Genomic DNA, 17,161 nt, shown 5'->3' with positions numbered 1-17,161 from the left:
GCGCTGAAAGAGCATCTGGCGTCGAAAGGTGCCGAGAAGGAGCAGATCGAGGCCTGCGGCCTGGTGGTTCACGGGCCCGACATCGCCGTCTCCTATGACCGCTTTCGCGACCGCATCATGTTTCCGATCCTGAGCGCCAGGGAAAAGGTGATCGCCTTTGGCGGCCGGGCGATGTCGGCCGATATCCCGGCTAAATATCTGAACTCCAACGAGACCGAGCTCTTCCACAAGGGGCGGGTGCTTTATAATTTCGCCCGGGCGCGGCGTGGGACGCAGGGCGCCGAGGGTGCCGGAACCCTCGTCGCCGTTGAAGGCTATATGGATGTCATCGCCCTGCACCAGGCGGGCATCGAACATGCGGTCGCCCCGCTTGGAACAGCACTCACCGACAACCAACTGGAGCTGCTGTGGCGCATCACGCCCGAGCCGGTCCTGTGCTTCGATGGCGACGAGGCCGGAACCCGGGCCGCCAACCGCGCCGTCGATATCGCGCTTGCCGGATTGCGGCCCGGACGCTCGGTGCGCTTTGCGGTGCTGCCGGCCGGCAAGGACCCCGACGATCTCGTTCGGGACGAGGGGCGGGCGCCCTTCGACGCCGTCCTCAAGGCCGCGCGACCGCTCGCCGACATGGTGTGGATGCGCGAGACCGCATCGGGTGTTTTCGACACGCCTGAACGCAAGGCGGCGCTCGAGACGGCCTTCCGTCGCATCACCGAGACAATCGGCGATGAGAGCGTGCGCCGTCATTATATCCAGGATATGCGCGAGCGTCTGAACGCGTTTTTTGAAAGCCGGCAGCGGTCGTCAGGCACACGCGATGCACGCGGCGGGTTCAGCCGCGACCCCTCAAGGCAGAGCGCTCGGCGCGGCGCGAGGGCGGGGCGCCGCTACGCCATGACCAATCAGCTCGCCCGCTCGACGCTGGTCCGCGGCCTTTCGGCCGTTCCGGCTCTCAGGGACAGTGTCATCGTCTTCACCCTCATCAATCATCCGGCGCTGATTGCCAGCGAATTCGACGACGTCTCCTCGCTGGAATTCGAACATAAGTTGCTCGACCGGCTGCTTGGCCGGCTGATGGATTTCGGTTCCGAAGGCGAGGCGCCGGAGGCCGGGACGGTGCTGTCGCAGCTTCACGCCGAGGGTTTTGAGGCGTTGACCGGCCAGATGGAGCGGCAGGTCAGAAATGCGCGCCTGTGGACGGCGACGGGTGAGGCGGCGCTTGAAGACGCGCGCGAGGGCTTCCGGCAGGCGCTGGCACTTTACCGGCGTTCGCGCGCGCTCAGGCTGGAGAAGATCGAGCTGGAACGCGACCTTGCGGAAGCCACCGAGACCGGCGACGAGGCGGTGGTTCCGCAGCTCATGCGCTCCCTGCAATCGGTGCAGAACGAGTACAATCGCCTGGAGCAGCAGGAGGCGATTATCGACGGGTTCGGCGTGCTGTCGGGCCGGGTCAAGGGTGCTGCCGGAAATTAGCCTTTTGTGCTCTTGTATTGGGGTGGGCGCCCCCTAAATAGTTTTCCAGGCAGAATGCGGACAGGCGCTGCGAGCCTGCTCCTGAAATCAGATGAAGCTGCCGCACACAACTCCAGTTTCCGGGGCGCGGAGGTGTCCGGGCTGGCGTTTTGCATTTCCGCCGGTAAGGCGACAGGTTTGGGCAAATACCGCTATTTTTGGAGAATCTACTCCAAAAATCGGGTTTTTTGGCCGGCTGCGCTTGACGGACGGAGAAATTAACGGAATCACCACAGTGGCGAGAAATTTCAATTGGTCAAGCGAATTGGAAAGTTGTGCACTGGCGCGGAAACAGCGGATCGGGTGCGGCGGTCATGGCTTCGGCTTCGGGCACAGCCACCATCCATGGTTAATCAGGAATTAAGCATCACACCTGTACTCAGTTCATAAGCCGATTCGGTCGGAACGGCTCGGCACCGCCGGATGCCGGGCCGGTCGATGTGATGTGCTAAGGAAAGTGACGGATTATATGGCAACGAAAGTCAAGGAAAACGAGGACGCCGAGGCCGAACGCGAAACAACCGGCGACGGACCGCTTCTCGACCTTTCCGACAATGCTGTCAAGAAAATGATCAAGGCCGCCAAGAAGCGCGGCTATGTGACAATGGATGCGCTCAACGCCGTCCTGCCTTCCGAGGAAGTCACCTCCGAGCAGATCGAGGACACGATGTCGATGCTCTCCGACATGGGCATCAATGTCGTCGAGGAGGAGGAGGAAAGCGAAGAGGCGTCCGCGGCGAACGAAAACGAGAGCACCGGAACGGAAGTCGCGACGACCGGCGGAACGGCCGTTGCCACGACGCGCAAGAAAGAGCCCACCGACCGCACCGACGATCCGGTGCGCATGTATCTGCGCGAGATGGGTTCCGTCGAGCTTTTGTCGCGCGAGGGCGAAATCGCCATCGCCAAGCGCATCGAGGCCGGCCGCGAGACTATGATCGCGGGCCTGTGCGAGAGCCCGCTGACCTTCCAGGCGATCATCATCTGGCGCGACGAGCTCAATGAGGGTGAGACGCTGCTGCGTGAGATCATCGATCTGGAAACGACCTATTCCGGCCCCGAGGCCAAGGCCGCGCCGCAGTTCCAGTCGCCCGAGAAGATCGAGGCCGACCGCAAGGCGGCGGAAGAAAAGGAAAAGGCCAAGAAGGCCCGTGCCTCCGACGACATCACAGATGTCGGCGGCGAAGGCGTCTCGACCGAGGAGGACGACGACGAAGAGGACGAATCCAACCTGTCGCTCGCCGCGATGGAAGCGGAATTGCGGCCGCAGGTGATGGAGACATTCGACGTCATCGCCGACACCTACAAGAAGCTGCGCAAGCTGCAGGACCAGCAGGTCGAGGCAAGGCTTGCCGCGACAGGCACGCTGTCGCCGGCGCAGGAGCGGCGCTACAAGCAGCTCAAGGAAGATCTGATCGCGGCGGTGAAATCGCTGGCGCTCAACCAGAACCGTATCGATGCGCTGGTCGAACAGCTCTACGACATCAACAAGCGCCTTGTGCAGAATGAAGGTCGGCTCCTGCGGCTTGCCGAATCCCACGGCGTCAAGCGCGAGGACTTCCTGCAGCAGTATCAGGGCGCCGAGCTCGATCCGAACTGGATGAAGTCGATCTCCAATCTCACCGCCAAGGGCTGGAAGGAATTCTCCAAGGTCGAGAAGGATACGATCAAGGCGATCCGCGGCGAGATCCAGAACCTCGCCACCGAGACCGGCATCTCGATTTCCGAATTCCGCCGCATCGTGCACATGGTGCAGAAGGGCGAGCGCGAGGCGCGCATCGCCAAGAAGGAAATGGTCGAGGCGAACCTGCGTCTCGTCATCTCCATCGCCAAGAAATACACCAATCGCGGCCTGCAGTTCCTGGACCTCATCCAGGAGGGCAATATCGGCCTGATGAAGGCGGTGGACAAATTCGAATACCGCCGCGGCTACAAGTTCTCCACCTATGCGACCTGGTGGATCCGCCAGGCGATCACCCGGTCGATCGCCGACCAGGCCCGCACGATCCGCATTCCGGTGCACATGATCGAGACGATCAACAAGATCGTGCGCACCTCGCGCCAGATGCTGCACGAGATCGGCCGTGAGCCGACGCCGGAGGAGCTTTCCGAAAAGCTCGCCATGCCGCTGGAAAAAGTGCGCAAGGTTCTGAAGATCGCCAAGGAGCCGATCAGCCTCGAGACGCCGGTGGGCGACGAGGAAGATTCGCATCTCGGCGACTTCATCGAGGACAAGAACGCCATCCTGCCGATCGACGCGGCGATCCAGGCGAATTTGCGCGAGACGACAACACGCGTGCTTGCCTCGCTGACGCCGCGCGAGGAGCGCGTTTTGCGCATGCGCTTCGGCATCGGCATGAACACCGACCACACGCTGGAAGAGGTCGGCCAGCAGTTCTCCGTGACCCGCGAGCGCATCCGCCAGATCGAGGCGAAGGCGCTGCGCAAACTCAAACATCCGAGCCGGTCCAGAAAGTTGCGCAGCTTCCTCGACAGCTAACGGGCAAAGGGTGGCTTTCGGACCGCCTGTTTTGTAAGCAGACCAATGCAGACGCAGATTGCCATCGAGACAAACGGGCAGGGGCTTTACGAGTTCACCCGTGAGGCCGCGCTGTTTGTCTCCGAGAGCGGGGTGGACAGCAGTCTCCTGACCGTCTTCGTGCGCCATACATCCTGCTCGCTGACGATCCAGGAAAATGCCGATCCGGATGTGAAGCGCGATCTTCATGAGTTCTTTGCCCGGCTGGTGCCGGAGAATATGGACTGGCTGCGGCACACGATCGAGGGGCCGGACGATATGCCCGCCCATATCAAGGCGGCGCTGACGCAGGTCAGTCTTTCGATCCCCGTCGCGGGCGGCGCGCCGCTGCTCGGCACCTGGCAGGGCATTTACCTCTTCGAACACCGGCGCGCGCCGCACCGCCGCCAGATCGTCCTGCATTTGTCGCCATGACGTTGCCGATCCTCTACAGTTTTCGCCGATGCCCCTATGCGATGCGTGCGCGGCTGGCGCTGCGCGGCACGACGGTGGAACTGCGCGAGGTGGTGTTGCGCGACAAGGCGCCGGAATTTCTGGAAGCCTCGCCGTCCGCCACCGTGCCGACGCTCGTTCAAGGCGATGGCGATGTGATTGATGAGAGCCTCGACATCATGCTTTGGACGCTGGACAAAAACGATCCGGAAGGCTGGCTGACGCCTGAGACCGGTTCGCACGATGCGATGCTCGCCCTGATCGAAGACGTGGACGGCCCGTTCAAGCAGAGCCTCGACCGCTATAAATACGGGACGCGCTATCCGGGCGGCGATCCGCTTGAGGAGCGGACGAAGGCGGCGGCTATCCTGCACGGGCTGGAGGAGCAATTGCGGCCCGGCGGCTTTCTTTTCGGCGGGCGGGTGAGCCTTGCCGACATGGCGATCCTGCCCTTCATCCGCCAGTTCGCCAATGTTGGTCGGGCCTGGTTCGAAGGCGAGGACTGGCCGTCCGTCCGGGCTTGGCTGGAGGGGTTCGAAACGTCGGAACGTTTCGCCGCGATCATGGACAAATATCCCAAATGGCAGACGGGCGATGCGGTGACCGTGTTTGGCGGCTGAGCGCGGGGTGTGCCGCCTGCTACTGTCGCCCCGAAGCAAATGAGGATTGCCCGTGGCCGAACAAGAAACCGAACGCCTGATCCGGGCCTATCTCGATGCCTTCAACGCCAGCGACAGCGAGGCGATGCTGGCGCTTCTTGTCGAAGATGTCATTCACGATATCAATCAGGGCGGGCGCGAGATCGGCCGCGAGAAGTTCCGCTGGTTCAACGCCGAGATGGCGCGGCATTATGCCAAGGAACTGAGCGACATCGCCATCATGGTCGCGCCCGGCGGCGGCCGTGCGGCGGCGGAGTTCACCGTGCGCGGCACCTATCTGCAGACGGCCGAGGGCCTGCCGCCGGCGAACGGCCAGCGCTACAGCCTTTCGGCCGGCATCTTTTTCGAGATCGACGACGGGCTGATCTCGCGGGTGACGACCTATTACAATCTTGCCGACTGGATTGCCCAGGTGGAGGCGGGCGATGGCTGAGATTGCCCTGCGTACACTGACCGGCGCGGCGCTTTCCGAAGCGCTCGACGACCTGGCGCATCTGCGCATCACTGTCTTTCATGAATGGCCTTATCTCTACGAAGGCGACATGGAGTATGAGCGCAACTACCTCGCCAAATTCGCCGCCTCCAAGGGCGCGGTGATCATCGGCGCCTATGATGGCGACCGGCTGGTCGGGGCGGCAACGGCCGCGCCGCTCGCCGATCATTTTGACGATTTTGCCGAGCCCTTCCTCAAACATGGCCTCAAGGCCGAGGAGTTTTTCTATTTTGGCGAGTCGGTGCTGTTGCCGGAGTATCGCGGACACGGCATCGGCGTGCGTTTCTTCGAAGAGCGGGAGAAGGCGGCGCGGGCGGAAGGCTTCGAGCGCATCGTCTTTTGCGGTGTCATCCGCCCGGACGATCATCCCATGCGCCCCGCGGACTATGTGCCGCTCGACACATTCTGGCGCAATCGCGGCTATGAAAAGATGGATGGCCTCGTCTGCGATTTCCCCTGGCGCGATATTGGCGACACGGAAGAAACCCGCAAGCCCATGCAGTTCTGGACGCGGACGCTGGCCAAAGGCTGATGCGCGGGCGCCTTAATCCGCCTCGTCCCGGTATTCCAGAATGTCGCCGGGCTGGCAGTCGAGGGCCTTGCAGATCCTGTCGAGCGTGTCGAAGCGCACGCCCTTTACCTTGCCGGACTTCAGCAGGGAAATGTTCTGCTCGGTGATGCCCACCGTTTCGGCCAGCGTGCGCGAGCGCATTTTGCGCCGCGCCAGCATGACATCGAGGTTCACGATGATCGGCATGGCGGTTCACACGAAGCTGCTGTTTTCATCGGAGATGCGCGCGGCTTCCTGCATGATCCAGCCGATCACCACGAGCAGTCCGCCGAGGAGCAGAAGCAGATAGGTATCGCTGGAGGCCGAGATTGTGAGCTGCCGGCTGCCGGCCGGGTTGTCGAGTGTCAGGATAACACTGCCCAATGAGTGGACCAGCACTGTCAGCACCACATTGACGAGCATCGCCAATCCGACATTGCGGATATGGGCCGCCGGCGCCGGGCTGAACACCTCGCCGCGCGCATAACAGTCGAAAAGCATCCTGATGTTCCACAATCCGTAGAGGCTGACGGTCAGCGGCAGGGCGAGGAGGAGGATGAGGGATATCCTTTTGAACGGAGTGATGCCCGTGGCGATGGTCATCTCCGGATAGGCCGCCGTGACCATCGTATCGAACCAGCCCGGCACGACAACGACGCTCAGCGCAAAGCCGACAAAGAGGATAACGCCGAGCGTCGCAAGCCGCTTCAACCAGAGGCTCAGCCTGACGACACGGCGGAATGTTGCATCTGTTGGATTGGCATTGGTCGACATGATTTACTCCTATTGACTCGATAATAATTTATCGTAAAACAATAAGAAAATTGTGTAAAGCAGGAAATTTCTATGCGTGTTCTGTTTGGTGTTCTTCTCGCGTTCGCCCTTGCGGCCTGTGGCCATGTTCCCTTGTCTTCAATACCGAAACTGAAGGGGCTGGACTTCATGACCATGGATGTCGAGGCCTTGCGTGTCGCGGTCGAAATGCCGGAGGGGCTGCTTGTGCGCCCCGGCTCCGCGATCATCACTATCGGCGTGAATGAATCGGCGGGCGAACCGGCCTTAGAGGAACGCATTGTCTTGCAGCAGGTCCCGTTGCCGCAAAGCGCCCGGCAATCGGCGGGCCTTTCTCCCGATGCCCAGATATTCCGTGCTGCCAAGGCCGATATTCCCCGCCTCGAGGCGATGCGCGAGACGGTCCGGGCGCGTAGAAAGACGGACCCGGACGGCACGAAGGGATCGCTCACCGTCACCTCCGGCGCCTGCCGCGTTGCCGCGCTTCCCAAGGGTCCGTTGCCGGTGACCACGAAGCTGAAAACTAAGCCGGAGGAGGCCTATTTTGTCATGACAAGGAACGTCGATCTGCGCACGCTGGTCTCGGCGCAGCAATTGTAGACGGAGGTCCCGGATTGCCAGGGCTGATACTTTGCCGACGGATTGCCTCTGAATGATGCTCAACACGCCCCCGTGTCCTCACCATCACCTGCCCGTCAACACAGTGATAGTATGCATATATCTGCATAAGTTCTCTTGATTTATGTGCGTGAATTATGTATATATAAGCATAATATCGGAGAGCTGAAGTGCCGGTCAGCAGTCGTGACATTATAAAGCTGCTCAAAGCCGATGGCTGGGAGCTGGTCGCGGTGAAGGGCAGTCACCACCAATTCAAGCACCCCGAAAAGAAGGGCCGGGTCACGGTTCCGCACCCGAAAAAAGACCTGACGAAAAAGACGGAAAACTCGATCAGGAAACAGGCGGGTCTCAAATGATAGATCCACCACCACAATGGGCTAGTCATGCATTACTATGCGATCATAGATCAGGAAGACGGTCTCTTCGGTGTCGTCTTCCCGGACTTTCCGGGATGCGTCACTTCGGGAGAGACGATAGAGGAAGCGCTTGAATGCGCCCGCGAGGCGTTGGCGCTGCATGTCGAGGGAATGGAGCAAGACGGCGACGTCCTGCCTGCGCCATCCGAGATTGCGAACATTCGCGACAATGACGAATGGTATTCTCCCGAGGATATCATCGCGGCGGTGCCCTTGATCCGGCAGGTCGGAAAAACGGTCCGCATCGGCCTTTCCATCGACAAGGGCATTCTTGCCGCCATCGACGACGAGGCCAGGCGACGCGGCCTGACGCGTTCGGCCTATATGGTCGGTGCAAGCGTCGATCAGATTTAGAGCGAGAATTCCTGACAGCGGTCGAAGGCGGGGCCGGCCGCGACGCAGCCGGGCTGTAAAAGGGTCTTCCCGCCGATGGAAACCGAGCCGGGTTTGGCGGGCAGCGCAGATGCCAAAACGGCCCGCCGGCAGAAGTTTCATGATTTTTCCGGCGCTAATACTCTGTTCCTAAACAACAATTCTCTCCTCCCCCGACGATGAACGCAATATGAACGCCCGGTTCCAAATGCGTTCAGGCGAACATTACTAAATTTTCATCATCGCATCACAGCGATCCCGAAAACCCAGAGGATGGAGAGGATAAAATGTTCGCAAAAATCGCAAAAGCGACCACGCTGGCGGCATTGATCGCCGTTGGTGCCACCGCCGCCACGACCAGCCAGGCCTCCGCCGGCAATATCGAGTTCGGCATCCAGTTCGGCACGCCCGGCTACGGCTATTACTACGGCTCGAACCCCCGCTGGGGCGCACCGCCGCCGCGCTACCGCAAGGGCAAATGCAAGCCGCGCCGCGCCGTCAACAAAGCCTGGCGCATGGGCGTCAACAACCCCCGCGTCGTGCGCCGCAACCCGAACCGCGTCGTCGTTCGCGGTTGGCGCCACGGCTACAAGACCAAAGTGGTCTTCGCCAATGCCCGCCACTGTCCGGTTATCCGTTTCCGCTGATCGCCGCCCACCCACAGATCAGCGGGTTATCCCCGGCACCGGCCTGCCAAAACAGGCCACCGCCGGGGATTTTTTGTACCTACTGGTCGATCTCGAAGCTGACATTGACGGTCACCCGGTAGGCGTTCTCGCCGGAGGCGACAGGCACGGCGGCATCGGCCGATTCGGCCATCGCCAGCCTGGCGCGGGCGACCGGCATGGGCTGCGGGCGGAACTGCTGCTCGCTGATCCCGGTGATGCGCCCGAGGCCCGCGCCGGCCGCTTCGACCAGTGTCGTCGCCTTGGCGACCGCATCCTTCATCGCTTCCTTGCGCGCCTCGGTGATGGCGGCGGAGGGGTCGTCATTGGTGAACATGATCTGGCCGCCCTGGTTGACGCCAAGGGTGACGGATTTATCGAGCAGTGTGCCGAGTTTGTCGAGGTCGCGGATGCGCACCGTCAGCGTATTGGAAACACGGTAGCCGGTGATCTGCGGCTCCACCGGCTCGTTGTTCCTGCGGTCGGGGTAGAAATATTGCGGATCGATCGAAAAGCCCGAGGTCTGCAGGTCGCGCGCCTCAATGCCATCGGCGCGCATGGCAGCAAGCACCTCGGCCATGGCCGAATTGTTGGCGCTCAAGGCGTCGCGCGCGGTCTTGTCCTGGCGCATGACGGTCAGCGTCATCACCGCCATGTCGGGCACGAGGCGGGCCGTTCCCTCGCCGGTGACGGCGACGATGCCGGGTTTTTGCCCCCCGTCATCGCTGGCAAGCGCCGTTACGGGCAGGACGGCAAGGGCAAGGGCGAAGGTCAGGCTGCGTCGAGAAATCATGAATAACCCCGGATAATTATGTTTGGCCGGGCCGTGATAATAACGCATTGCGGCAATGTCTTGTCGTGTCTTCTATGGAAGCATCTTGTCGCGGCGGGGGAATTGGTTTAAGCGGGTCCGGTCCGCGCGCCAGACGCGCTTTGGACCGGCCGTTCGCGCCGGGTGGGGCCTGTAGCTCAATTGGTTAGAGCCGGCGGCTCATAACCGCTTGGTTGGGGGTTCGAGTCCCTCCGGGCCCACCATTTTTCTTGTGTCCGACCCGGAGACATAGGTAACAGATTGTTCCTAAGACAGTGGCAACACCAACGCACCGACGATCATGATCGGCGAGCGGGCCGCGGATTTCATTCTCGGACGCGGTTGAAACGGTGCGGAGCCGAGGTGCCACTGGAGGAATTGGCAATCTCGCTCTAACTTTTCCCGGCGAGCTCTTCAGGCAACTGGTTTTCAAGGTGATAGGGCAAACGATCAATTCTCGGGGAATAGGCTCCGGCCTCCGCTTCGGACTTCACATGCGCAGCTATTTGTTCAAGGCTGGCAAACCAGACGTCACCGGTATCAAGCATGTGCTGTATCGCTCTTTCCACCTCCAGCCATCGGGATAACCGGCCGCTGACAAACGGGTGCCACACGCCAATCCAAAGTCCGCCGGGACACGAGCGCAATGCCTCGAACTCGGCAATGAACACGTCCATCGCCCGCTTGGGAGGCATGACCTGAAACATGTAGTCCAGGTCCGGCGCATGCACGTATGGAGGCCAGTCGTCAGTGGCCCAGCTTACCGGCAGTTCCGTCAGCCTGCCTTTTCCGGGAATATCCAGCAGATAGGGTACCTCATCGCCCATGAGCGAGGAATCATAGACAAACCCCTCTTCGATCAGCAGTTCAGGCGTCTGAGACGACATATTGTAAAGCGGAGACCGGTTTCCGCGCGGTCGTTGGCCGGTGTGCTTTTCGATAATCTCAATGGAGCGGCACATATAGTCGTGCTCCTGATCGCGCGAAAGGCTGTTCGGAGCTTCATGGATGTAGCCGTGATAGCCGACCTCGTGCCCGTCCCGTACGATGGCCTCGACGGCCTTCGGATGGTGCTCGATACACCAGGCAGGAATGAAAAATGTCTGTTTCAAGCCAAGACGGCGATAGCTGTCCAGAATGCGCGGTATGGCAACGTCCGGACCGTACCGGAGCATGGACAAGGCGCTCAATTTATTATGGGCGTTCGCACCATGGTGGATATGAACCAGACTGTCCGCGTCCATATCGAGTGTGATGGCGCATGCGACCTTCGCCCCGCCTGGCCAGTTTACGGGTCTTTGCAGCATTGGTTGCTCCTTCCCATCAGATCATCACCGCGCCGCCATTGGGGCTCAGCGTCTGGCCGGTGAAAAAGCCGGCGTCGGGCCCGCATAAGAAGCGGGCGAGGGCGCCGATCTCAGCCGGCAGGCCGACCCGTCTCAACGGAATGTCGAGCTCCTTGTCGATCCATTCCTGAGACATGTTCTCCAGGGCCAGCATCGGCGTGTCGACAGGACCGGGCGCGATTGCGTTGACGAGGATGTTCGGCGCGAGTTCGCGCGCCAGAGAGCGTGTCAACCCGACGACGCCTGCCTTGGAAGCGCAATAGGCGGAGAAGTCGGCCCTTCCGAGATATGCCAGCTCCGACGAAATGAACAGGATTCGTCCCCGCTTGAGCGTTTGCATGAGCTTTGCCGCGCCGCGTGCAACAAGGAATGAGCCGCGAAGGTTCACGGAAATGATCCTGTCGAACTGTTCCACCGGCATGTCCGTTATTTTTCCTTCCAACAGGATACCTGCCGCATTGACAGCAAAATCGAGGCGTTTTTCGCGCGATTGCAGGTCGCAAAAGAGCGCGTCCACGCTTGCCGGGTCCGAAACGTCGCAAAGCTGCGATCGTGCCTTGCCGCCTTTCGCAAGGATTGAGTCTTCCGTCTCATTTGGGTTTTGCCGGTCGGCCAGTACGACCGCAGCCCCCGCGTCCGCCAAAGCATGGGCGATCGCCGCACCGATACCCCGGGCCGCGCCGGTCACCAGCGCCGTTTTGCCGTTGAGTTCGGAGCTCATTGCATCAACTCGCCGCGGTCGATGGTGAAGGATTGCCCGGTAATGTTGTCCGCCGCGGGGCCTGAGAGAAACAGGTATATCGCGGCCATGTCGGCTGGTTCCATCAGCCCCTCCAGAGCTTGAGCCGAAACGATTTCCGTCAGCAGGTCGCTTTCTGTGCGGTCCTGACGTGCGGCCATGAAAGATAGAGAGCGCATCGACGCGGCTGTTCTGACCCAGCCCGGGCAAACCGCGTTGACCGAGATTTTTCTGGGGGCGAGTTCCCGGGCAAGCGAACGCGTCAGACCGATCACCGATTGTTTTGAGGCGCAATAGCCGCTGAACTCGGCAACGGCGGTCTTGCCCCACATGGACGCCGTGTTGACGATGCGGGCGCCATCAGGAAGTCTGTCCAGCAGATGACGGATGACCGAAAAGGTTCCTATGACGTTGGTTTCGACGATCTGCCTGAAATTCGCATCCACCTGTCCGGAAGGCTCGGATATCGGGGTAATGTACTCAAACCCGGCATTGTTGATGAGTATATCCGCATGATCGATGCTGCTGCGAAGCCGTCGAACCTGATCGAGATCGGAGATGTCGCACACAAGGCCGCGGACGGTTTTGCCGTAATTCTCGCTGAGTTCGGCGGCGACGGTTTCAACATCCGTTTCCAGTGCCACGATTGTGACATCGGCACCTGCGCTCAGAAACCCCTCGGCAACACTCAGCCCGATACCCCGGTTTGCGCCGGTCACGACAGCCTTCTTGCCTTCAAACGATGCGCTCATATCAGATGGCCTCCACGGCGCCGGAATACTGTGCTCTGATGAGTTCGTGAATTTCGCGGCGCAGATCGAACATCTTTTGCGGGTCCACATCTCCGCTGCGCCGGTCTTCAAGCGGTATCAGGTCATCCACGACGATTTCCTTGACGATGCGTGCAGGGCGCGCCGAGAAGATCACGATCCGGTCTGCGAGCAGGATTGCTTCTTCGACGTCGTGGGTCACGAAGATCGTCGTTTTCCGTTCGGTCTGATTGATGTCCATCAGCTGGAATTGAAGATGTTCGCGCGTCTGTGCGTCCAGGGCTCCGAACGGCTCGTCCATGAGCAGGACTTCCGGGGAAGATGCCAGGGTTCTGGCAATGGCAACACGCTGGCGCATGCCACCGGAAATCCGGTTGGTGTAGAAGTCCCGGTATTGGGCAAGACCGACCATGGCAAGGTAGTGATCGGTGACTTCCTGTTTCTCGGCCTCCGATATGTCCTTTCTGTAGCGGGTGCCGAACTTGACGTTCTCCCGTACCGTCAGCCAGGGAAACGAGGAATAGGACTGGAACACCATCCCGCGCCTGCGGTCCGGTTTGTCCAGACGTTCGCCGTTCAGCAGCACGGTGCCCTCGTCCTGATGTTCAAGGCCGCCGACAATGCGCATGAGTGTGGTCTTGCCGCATCCGGACGGGCCGAGAAACATCACCATTTCGCCTTCGGATATCGACATGGACATCGGCAGGATGACCTTGGTCTCGGTCTTGCCGTCTTCGGACCAATAGGTCTTTGACAGGTTTTCTATTTCGATCGAAGCAGTCATTGATCACCTGCGCTGATATGAGAACAGTCGGGCATGCGCGAAACGCAATGCCTGATCCGTCAGCAAGCCGATAATGCCGATGGCGATGATGCCGGCCATGACTTCGGGCGTCTTGACGAACCGGCGCAGCGACCAGATGACGTGACCGATCCCTGAACTGGCAGCGACGATTTCCGCAACGATCAGGTACGTCCAGCACCAGCCGAGCGTTATGCGCAGATTGTCGACCATGTTGGGCAGCGCGGCCGGGATGATGATGTGCCGCATGATTTCGCTGTTGGTGGCGCCGAGGGTCTGTCCGGACTCGATGTATTCCGGTGGCACGCGCTTCGTGTCATCTGCGATCAGGAGAATGAGCTGAAAGAATGTTCCCATCCACAGGACGGCGATCTTGGAAGCCTCGCCGACGCCGAACCAGATCACCAGAAGCGGAACGAGCGCGGGAACCGGCAGATAGCGGATGAAGTCGATGAACGGCTCGAGGATTGCACCGACTGCCCGGTAAGTGCTCATGTAGAGGCCGAGCGGCACCGCGATGATGACGGAGAGCAAAAAAGCCACCCAGACGCGCGTGACGCTGATAACGATGTCCGAGGCGAAATCCTGCTCGGTGAAAAGACGTCCGAAAGCTTCCAGGACCGCAAACGGTGTCGGCAGAAACTCGGGCCGGATCGCGCCTGAAATGGCGGTCATATGCCAGGCGCCGAGAAACAGGATGAAGCCGAATGCACCAAGACCGGTCTGCAGGCGGCGCGGGATTGGCTTGCGGAACGCAAAAAGGGACTGAAACACGTGATGGCCCTTCAGGTGTGAATTGGCTGCTGGTGAGGCGGCTCCGGCTTTTTAAGAACCGGAGCCGCCGCGCCCGTTAACGCTGATGGCCGTCGAAGAGGCCGTCAAGAGCAGAGCCGTCCACATAGGGCTGATAGGTCAGGGGGCCGTCCTGAAGATCGAGCACGACGTTGATCTCATTGAAGGCGTCAAAGACGTCTTTCAGTTTTCCCGGATTGTCTCCGGACGGCAGGTATTCGACGCTTTCCTCATAGGAGGTATATTTCACGCCCTCCAGCGCCTCCTTCATTTCATCTGCCGGAACGCCGAAGGAAGGGGCTGAAATCGCGATGAACCTGTCCGGGTCGGCGTTGTACAGATCGATCGCACGATAGATTCCGCGAAGAAACTTGGCGTATTTTTCCGGATTCTCCCTATAATCCTCGGTCCGCACGATGATGACGTCGGTGATGAGGCCTTCATAGTCGGCCGAGGTCAGCAACAGGTGGGCGCCATCTCTGGAGGTATTCTTGATGATGGAACTCATCATCGGTTCCCACGTGGCAACGGCGGTGATATTCCTGTCTTCAAATATCGCAGCTGAATCGTCTGTCGCAATCAGCTGAATATTGACATCCTTGATGCTCTTTCCCTTTTGAGAAAGGGCATGCTGTATCAGTGTCGTGCCTGGATGGTTGATTTCTCCGGCCATCGTCTTGCCGATAAGGTCCTCGACGTCCTGGATGTCGCCGCTGGCGACAACGCCGTCCGCTCCGACGGAAATGTCGATCGTACCGATGACGGTTCCGGTCGTGTCGGACTGGCGTGGACGCGACATGGACTCTCCGATCGTACGCATTGTGCAATCGACGGATCCATTTGCCATCGCCGGCAGGACATTGGCGCGGTCATTGTCGAAGGCAGTGGTGACTTCCAGACCTTCGCTTTCGAAATAGCCTTCCTTTTCCGCTACGAACACAGGGGCGAAACCGAACCAGAACGGAAAGATGCAACTTATCCTGTCTTCTGCCTTTGCTTCGCTGACATTGGCGGTCGATGCCATGAAAAGCACGACCGGTGCGATTAGAGCACTCGCGATGCTCTGTCTACTTACCTTGACTACCATGTGATCCTCTCTGTTTTTCTTTGGTAAGGTTCAGACCTCCTCGAGTTGCCTCACTGTTTGTATTCATAAGTATTTTCGGGTGAGGCTTTTCGATTTCCTCCGCTATTTTATTTTTATTATGATGTTGGGCGCCTATACGGGCACCGACTTCAGGGAAACCTCCAGTTGCGACAGGAAACGATCCGCATTCGCCGCGCTGAAGATAAGCGGGGGCCGGATTTTCAGGACGTTGGCGTTCTGAGATGTGGCGGAAATCAGAACCCGGCGTTTGCGCATTTCGTTGACGATGCCGAGTGCAAGCGCGCTGTCCGGTTCCCGTGTGGTTTTGTCCTTGACCATTTCCACACCCAGATACAGGCCGGTCCCGCGCACATCGCCGATACGTTCGTCGTTTTTCGCAAGCGCTTCGATGCCGGCCTTCAGGATCGTTCCGACTGTAAGGCAGTTTTGCTGCAGGTTTTCGTTCCGGATCGCGTCGAACGTCGCATTCGCGGCGGCGATGGCGACCGTGTTGCCGCCAAAGGTGTTGAAGTAGCGCATGTCATGTCCGAAGGCCGCTGCGATCTCAGGTCTGACGACGATACCGGCGACGGGGTATCCGTTGCCCATCGGTTTGCCGAGCGACACGATATCGGGCACGACCGAATGGCGTTGATAGCCCCACATATGCGTCCCGGAACGTGCAAAGCCGCATTGAACTTCATCGGCGACGAATAGCCCACCGGCGGCCCGTACGACCTCTATAACCGGCCGATAGATGTCGCTGTCATGGGCGAAAATGCCGTCTGACGTGAACAGTGAATCCGCGACGAACGCAGCCAAACCCTGGCCTCGGCGCTTGAGATCCAGAATTTGTTCGCTAACCCGTTCGGCCAGCCATTGGCCCATGTTCTCCGTTTTCACGCGATACGTGTCCGGTGCGGGCACGCGCCGGACCCATGTGCCCAAAGGCGAGTTTTCCCCCATGGAGGGAGAGAACCCGGCCGTCAGTTCCGAGTTGCCGTGATAGGCCTCGCAGGTCACGATAATTCCCTGGTTGCCGGTGTGATACTTCGCCATGCGCAAGGCCAGGTCATTGGCTTCCGATCCGGTGCAGGTAAACATCGCATGGCCGATCTCCTCGTCGAAGGTGCCGAGCAGCTTCTGCGCAAAATCGAGGATTTGCGGCTGGATGTAGCGCGTGTGTGTACACAGGGTGTTCAGCTGTTCGCAGATGGCCGCATTGACCGCCGGATGACAATGGCCGAGCGAAACAACGTTGTTATAGGCGTCCAGGTAGTCATTGCCATCCGCGTCGAACATCAGCACGCCTTCGGCATGGTGAAACTCCACCGGATTGTCGTAGAACAGGCGGTAGGCCGGTCCGAGAAGCGCTGCTCTGCGTTCGACGAAGGAACGGGTTCTGTCATCCAGGCTGCCGGCATTCGAGGGATCGAAGCCGTTCACCATCTTGCCCCGTTTCGTGCCGGCCCGTCTGTCTGTCATGATCTCCACCCTGTCCGGCCCGAGAAGGACGTGAGCGTATGGGAGATCTCGTCAGGCGAACGCGCGAGAAACCAATCGAGCTGGTGCCATCCCTGTTCCGTGTTGCGTAGAATGTAGGTCTTGTTGTCCGGGAAAAGCCTCGCACGCCAGATGGTCAGGAGAGCTCTGACCACTACGCGTGCCATCACAAGATGCGGGATCAGGGCCAGTTCGTCATCCGTAAGCTCCGCGATTTCGAGATATCCGTGGCTGCCGATGAGGGCGAGCAGCCCTTCGGC

20 protein-coding genes, 1 tRNA gene and 1 pseudogene are annotated in these 17,161 nt (G+C 60.0%); 11 read left to right on the top strand and 11 right to left on the bottom strand.

Going from position 1 to position 17,161, the window contains the following annotated elements; all coding sequences use genetic code 11:
• From AC5E6N_RS17240 to AC5E6N_RS17215, 6 genes are all read left to right on the top strand, one after another.
• Positions 1-1,473, top strand: a 1,473-nt coding sequence (locus tag AC5E6N_RS17240) for a DNA primase (RefSeq protein ID WP_491748973.1), incomplete at its 5' end; no start/stop codon positions are given.
• Positions 1,474-1,981: 508 nt separating this feature from the next.
• Positions 1,982-4,012: an RNA polymerase sigma factor RpoD gene (gene rpoD / locus AC5E6N_RS17235; RefSeq protein WP_491748972.1), complete on the top strand. Its 2,031-nt coding sequence runs from the start codon at positions 1,982-1,984 to the stop codon at positions 4,010-4,012.
• A gap of 45 nt (positions 4,013-4,057) precedes the next feature.
• Positions 4,058-4,465 (top strand): secondary thiamine-phosphate synthase enzyme YjbQ, encoded by a 408-nt coding sequence (locus AC5E6N_RS17230; RefSeq protein WP_491748971.1) that lies wholly within the window; start codon positions 4,058-4,060, stop codon positions 4,463-4,465.
• Positions 4,462-5,103 carry a glutathione S-transferase gene (locus tag AC5E6N_RS17225; protein ID WP_491748970.1) on the top strand — a complete coding sequence of 214 codons (642 nt, stop codon included), beginning with the start codon at positions 4,462-4,464 and terminating at the stop codon, positions 5,101-5,103. The genes AC5E6N_RS17230 and AC5E6N_RS17225 overlap by 4 nt, the downstream gene beginning before the upstream one ends.
• A gap of 52 nt (positions 5,104-5,155) precedes the next feature.
• Entirely contained in the window at positions 5,156-5,575 is a 420-nt protein-coding gene (locus AC5E6N_RS17220; RefSeq protein WP_491748969.1) for a ketosteroid isomerase-related protein, read from the top strand.
• On the top strand, positions 5,568-6,167 hold the full coding sequence (locus tag AC5E6N_RS17215; protein ID WP_491748968.1) for a GNAT family N-acetyltransferase: 600 nt from the start codon (positions 5,568-5,570) through the stop codon (positions 6,165-6,167). The genes AC5E6N_RS17220 and AC5E6N_RS17215 overlap by 8 nt, the downstream gene beginning before the upstream one ends.
• A 12-nt stretch (positions 6,168-6,179) precedes the next feature.
• Here AC5E6N_RS17215 and AC5E6N_RS17210 read toward each other — a convergent pair whose 3' ends face one another.
• Together AC5E6N_RS17210 and AC5E6N_RS17205 are read right to left on the bottom strand one after the other, a co-directional pair.
• Positions 6,180-6,392, bottom strand: a complete 213-nt coding sequence (locus AC5E6N_RS17210; protein WP_491691738.1) for a helix-turn-helix domain-containing protein — start codon at positions 6,390-6,392, stop codon at positions 6,180-6,182.
• 6 nt (positions 6,393-6,398) lie between these two features.
• Positions 6,399-6,959, bottom strand: a complete 561-nt coding sequence (locus AC5E6N_RS17205) for a DUF2975 domain-containing protein (protein ID WP_491748967.1) — start codon at positions 6,957-6,959, stop codon at positions 6,399-6,401.
• 72 nt (positions 6,960-7,031) lie between these two features.
• Between AC5E6N_RS17205 and AC5E6N_RS17200 the strand changes: the two genes are divergently transcribed.
• The 4 genes from AC5E6N_RS17200 (at position 7,032) to AC5E6N_RS17185 (ending at position 9,033) form a co-directional block, all read left to right on the top strand.
• The gene (locus AC5E6N_RS17200; RefSeq protein ID WP_491748966.1) at positions 7,032-7,577 is read left to right on the top strand and encodes a hypothetical protein; all 546 of its coding nucleotides are present in this window, start codon (positions 7,032-7,034) and stop codon (positions 7,575-7,577) included.
• 188 nt (positions 7,578-7,765) lie between these two features.
• On the top strand, positions 7,766-7,954 hold the full coding sequence (locus tag AC5E6N_RS17195; protein WP_491691735.1) for a type II toxin-antitoxin system HicA family toxin: 189 nt from the start codon (positions 7,766-7,768) through the stop codon (positions 7,952-7,954).
• Between the two features lie 27 nt (positions 7,955-7,981).
• Complete coding sequence (locus tag AC5E6N_RS17190) at positions 7,982-8,368, top strand: type II toxin-antitoxin system HicB family antitoxin (protein ID WP_491691734.1); 387 nt, start codon at positions 7,982-7,984, stop codon at positions 8,366-8,368.
• 305 nt (positions 8,369-8,673) lie between these two features.
• Positions 8,674-9,033, top strand: coding sequence for a hypothetical protein (locus AC5E6N_RS17185; protein WP_491691733.1), 360 nt, complete (start codon positions 8,674-8,676; stop codon positions 9,031-9,033).
• Between the two features lie 79 nt (positions 9,034-9,112).
• Here the strand turns inward: AC5E6N_RS17185 and AC5E6N_RS17180 are convergent, their stop codons facing one another.
• Positions 9,113-9,844: an SIMPL domain-containing protein gene (locus tag AC5E6N_RS17180; protein WP_491748965.1), complete on the bottom strand. Its 732-nt coding sequence runs from the start codon at positions 9,842-9,844 to the stop codon at positions 9,113-9,115.
• 165 nt (positions 9,845-10,009) lie between these two features.
• On the opposite strand from AC5E6N_RS17180, the gene AC5E6N_RS17175 reads away from it, so the two are divergent.
• Positions 10,010-10,086, top strand: a tRNA-Ile gene (locus AC5E6N_RS17175).
• A 168-nt stretch (positions 10,087-10,254) separates the two neighbouring features.
• On the opposite strand, the gene AC5E6N_RS17170 is transcribed toward AC5E6N_RS17175, so the two are convergent.
• From AC5E6N_RS17170 to AC5E6N_RS17135, 8 genes and pseudogenes are all read right to left on the bottom strand, one after another.
• Positions 10,255-11,169 (bottom strand): polysaccharide deacetylase family protein, encoded by a 915-nt coding sequence (locus AC5E6N_RS17170; protein ID WP_491748964.1) that lies wholly within the window; start codon positions 11,167-11,169, stop codon positions 10,255-10,257.
• Between the two features lie 16 nt (positions 11,170-11,185).
• Positions 11,186-11,929 (bottom strand): SDR family NAD(P)-dependent oxidoreductase, encoded by a 744-nt coding sequence (locus AC5E6N_RS17165; RefSeq protein ID WP_491748963.1) that lies wholly within the window; start codon positions 11,927-11,929, stop codon positions 11,186-11,188.
• Entirely contained in the window at positions 11,926-12,699 is a 774-nt protein-coding gene (locus tag AC5E6N_RS17160; RefSeq protein WP_491748962.1) for an SDR family NAD(P)-dependent oxidoreductase, read from the bottom strand. Before AC5E6N_RS17160 ends, AC5E6N_RS17165 begins: the two co-directional genes overlap by 4 nt.
• Position 12,700: 1 nt before the next feature.
• On the bottom strand, positions 12,701-13,501 hold the full coding sequence (locus AC5E6N_RS17155) for an ABC transporter ATP-binding protein (RefSeq protein WP_491748961.1): 801 nt from the start codon (positions 13,499-13,501) through the stop codon (positions 12,701-12,703).
• A gap of 3 nt (positions 13,502-13,504) precedes the next feature.
• A complete protein-coding gene (locus AC5E6N_RS17150; protein ID WP_491691472.1) occupies positions 13,505-14,293 on the bottom strand; it encodes an ABC transporter permease in 789 nt (262 codons plus the stop codon).
• Between the two features lie 76 nt (positions 14,294-14,369).
• On the bottom strand, positions 14,370-15,398 hold the full coding sequence (locus AC5E6N_RS17145) for an ABC transporter substrate-binding protein (RefSeq protein ID WP_491748960.1): 1,029 nt from the start codon (positions 15,396-15,398) through the stop codon (positions 14,370-14,372).
• Between the two features lie 132 nt (positions 15,399-15,530).
• Positions 15,531-16,883 (bottom strand): aspartate aminotransferase family protein, encoded by a 1,353-nt coding sequence (locus tag AC5E6N_RS17140; protein ID WP_491748959.1) that lies wholly within the window; start codon positions 16,881-16,883, stop codon positions 15,531-15,533.
• Positions 16,880-17,161: pseudogene (locus AC5E6N_RS17135) on the bottom strand (hypothetical protein); the annotation flags it as partial. The pseudogene AC5E6N_RS17135 and the gene AC5E6N_RS17140, both read right to left, overlap by 4 nt.

The organism is Hoeflea sp. (assembly GCF_984452065.1).
This window is presented reverse-complemented; position numbering and strand designations above follow the sequence as displayed.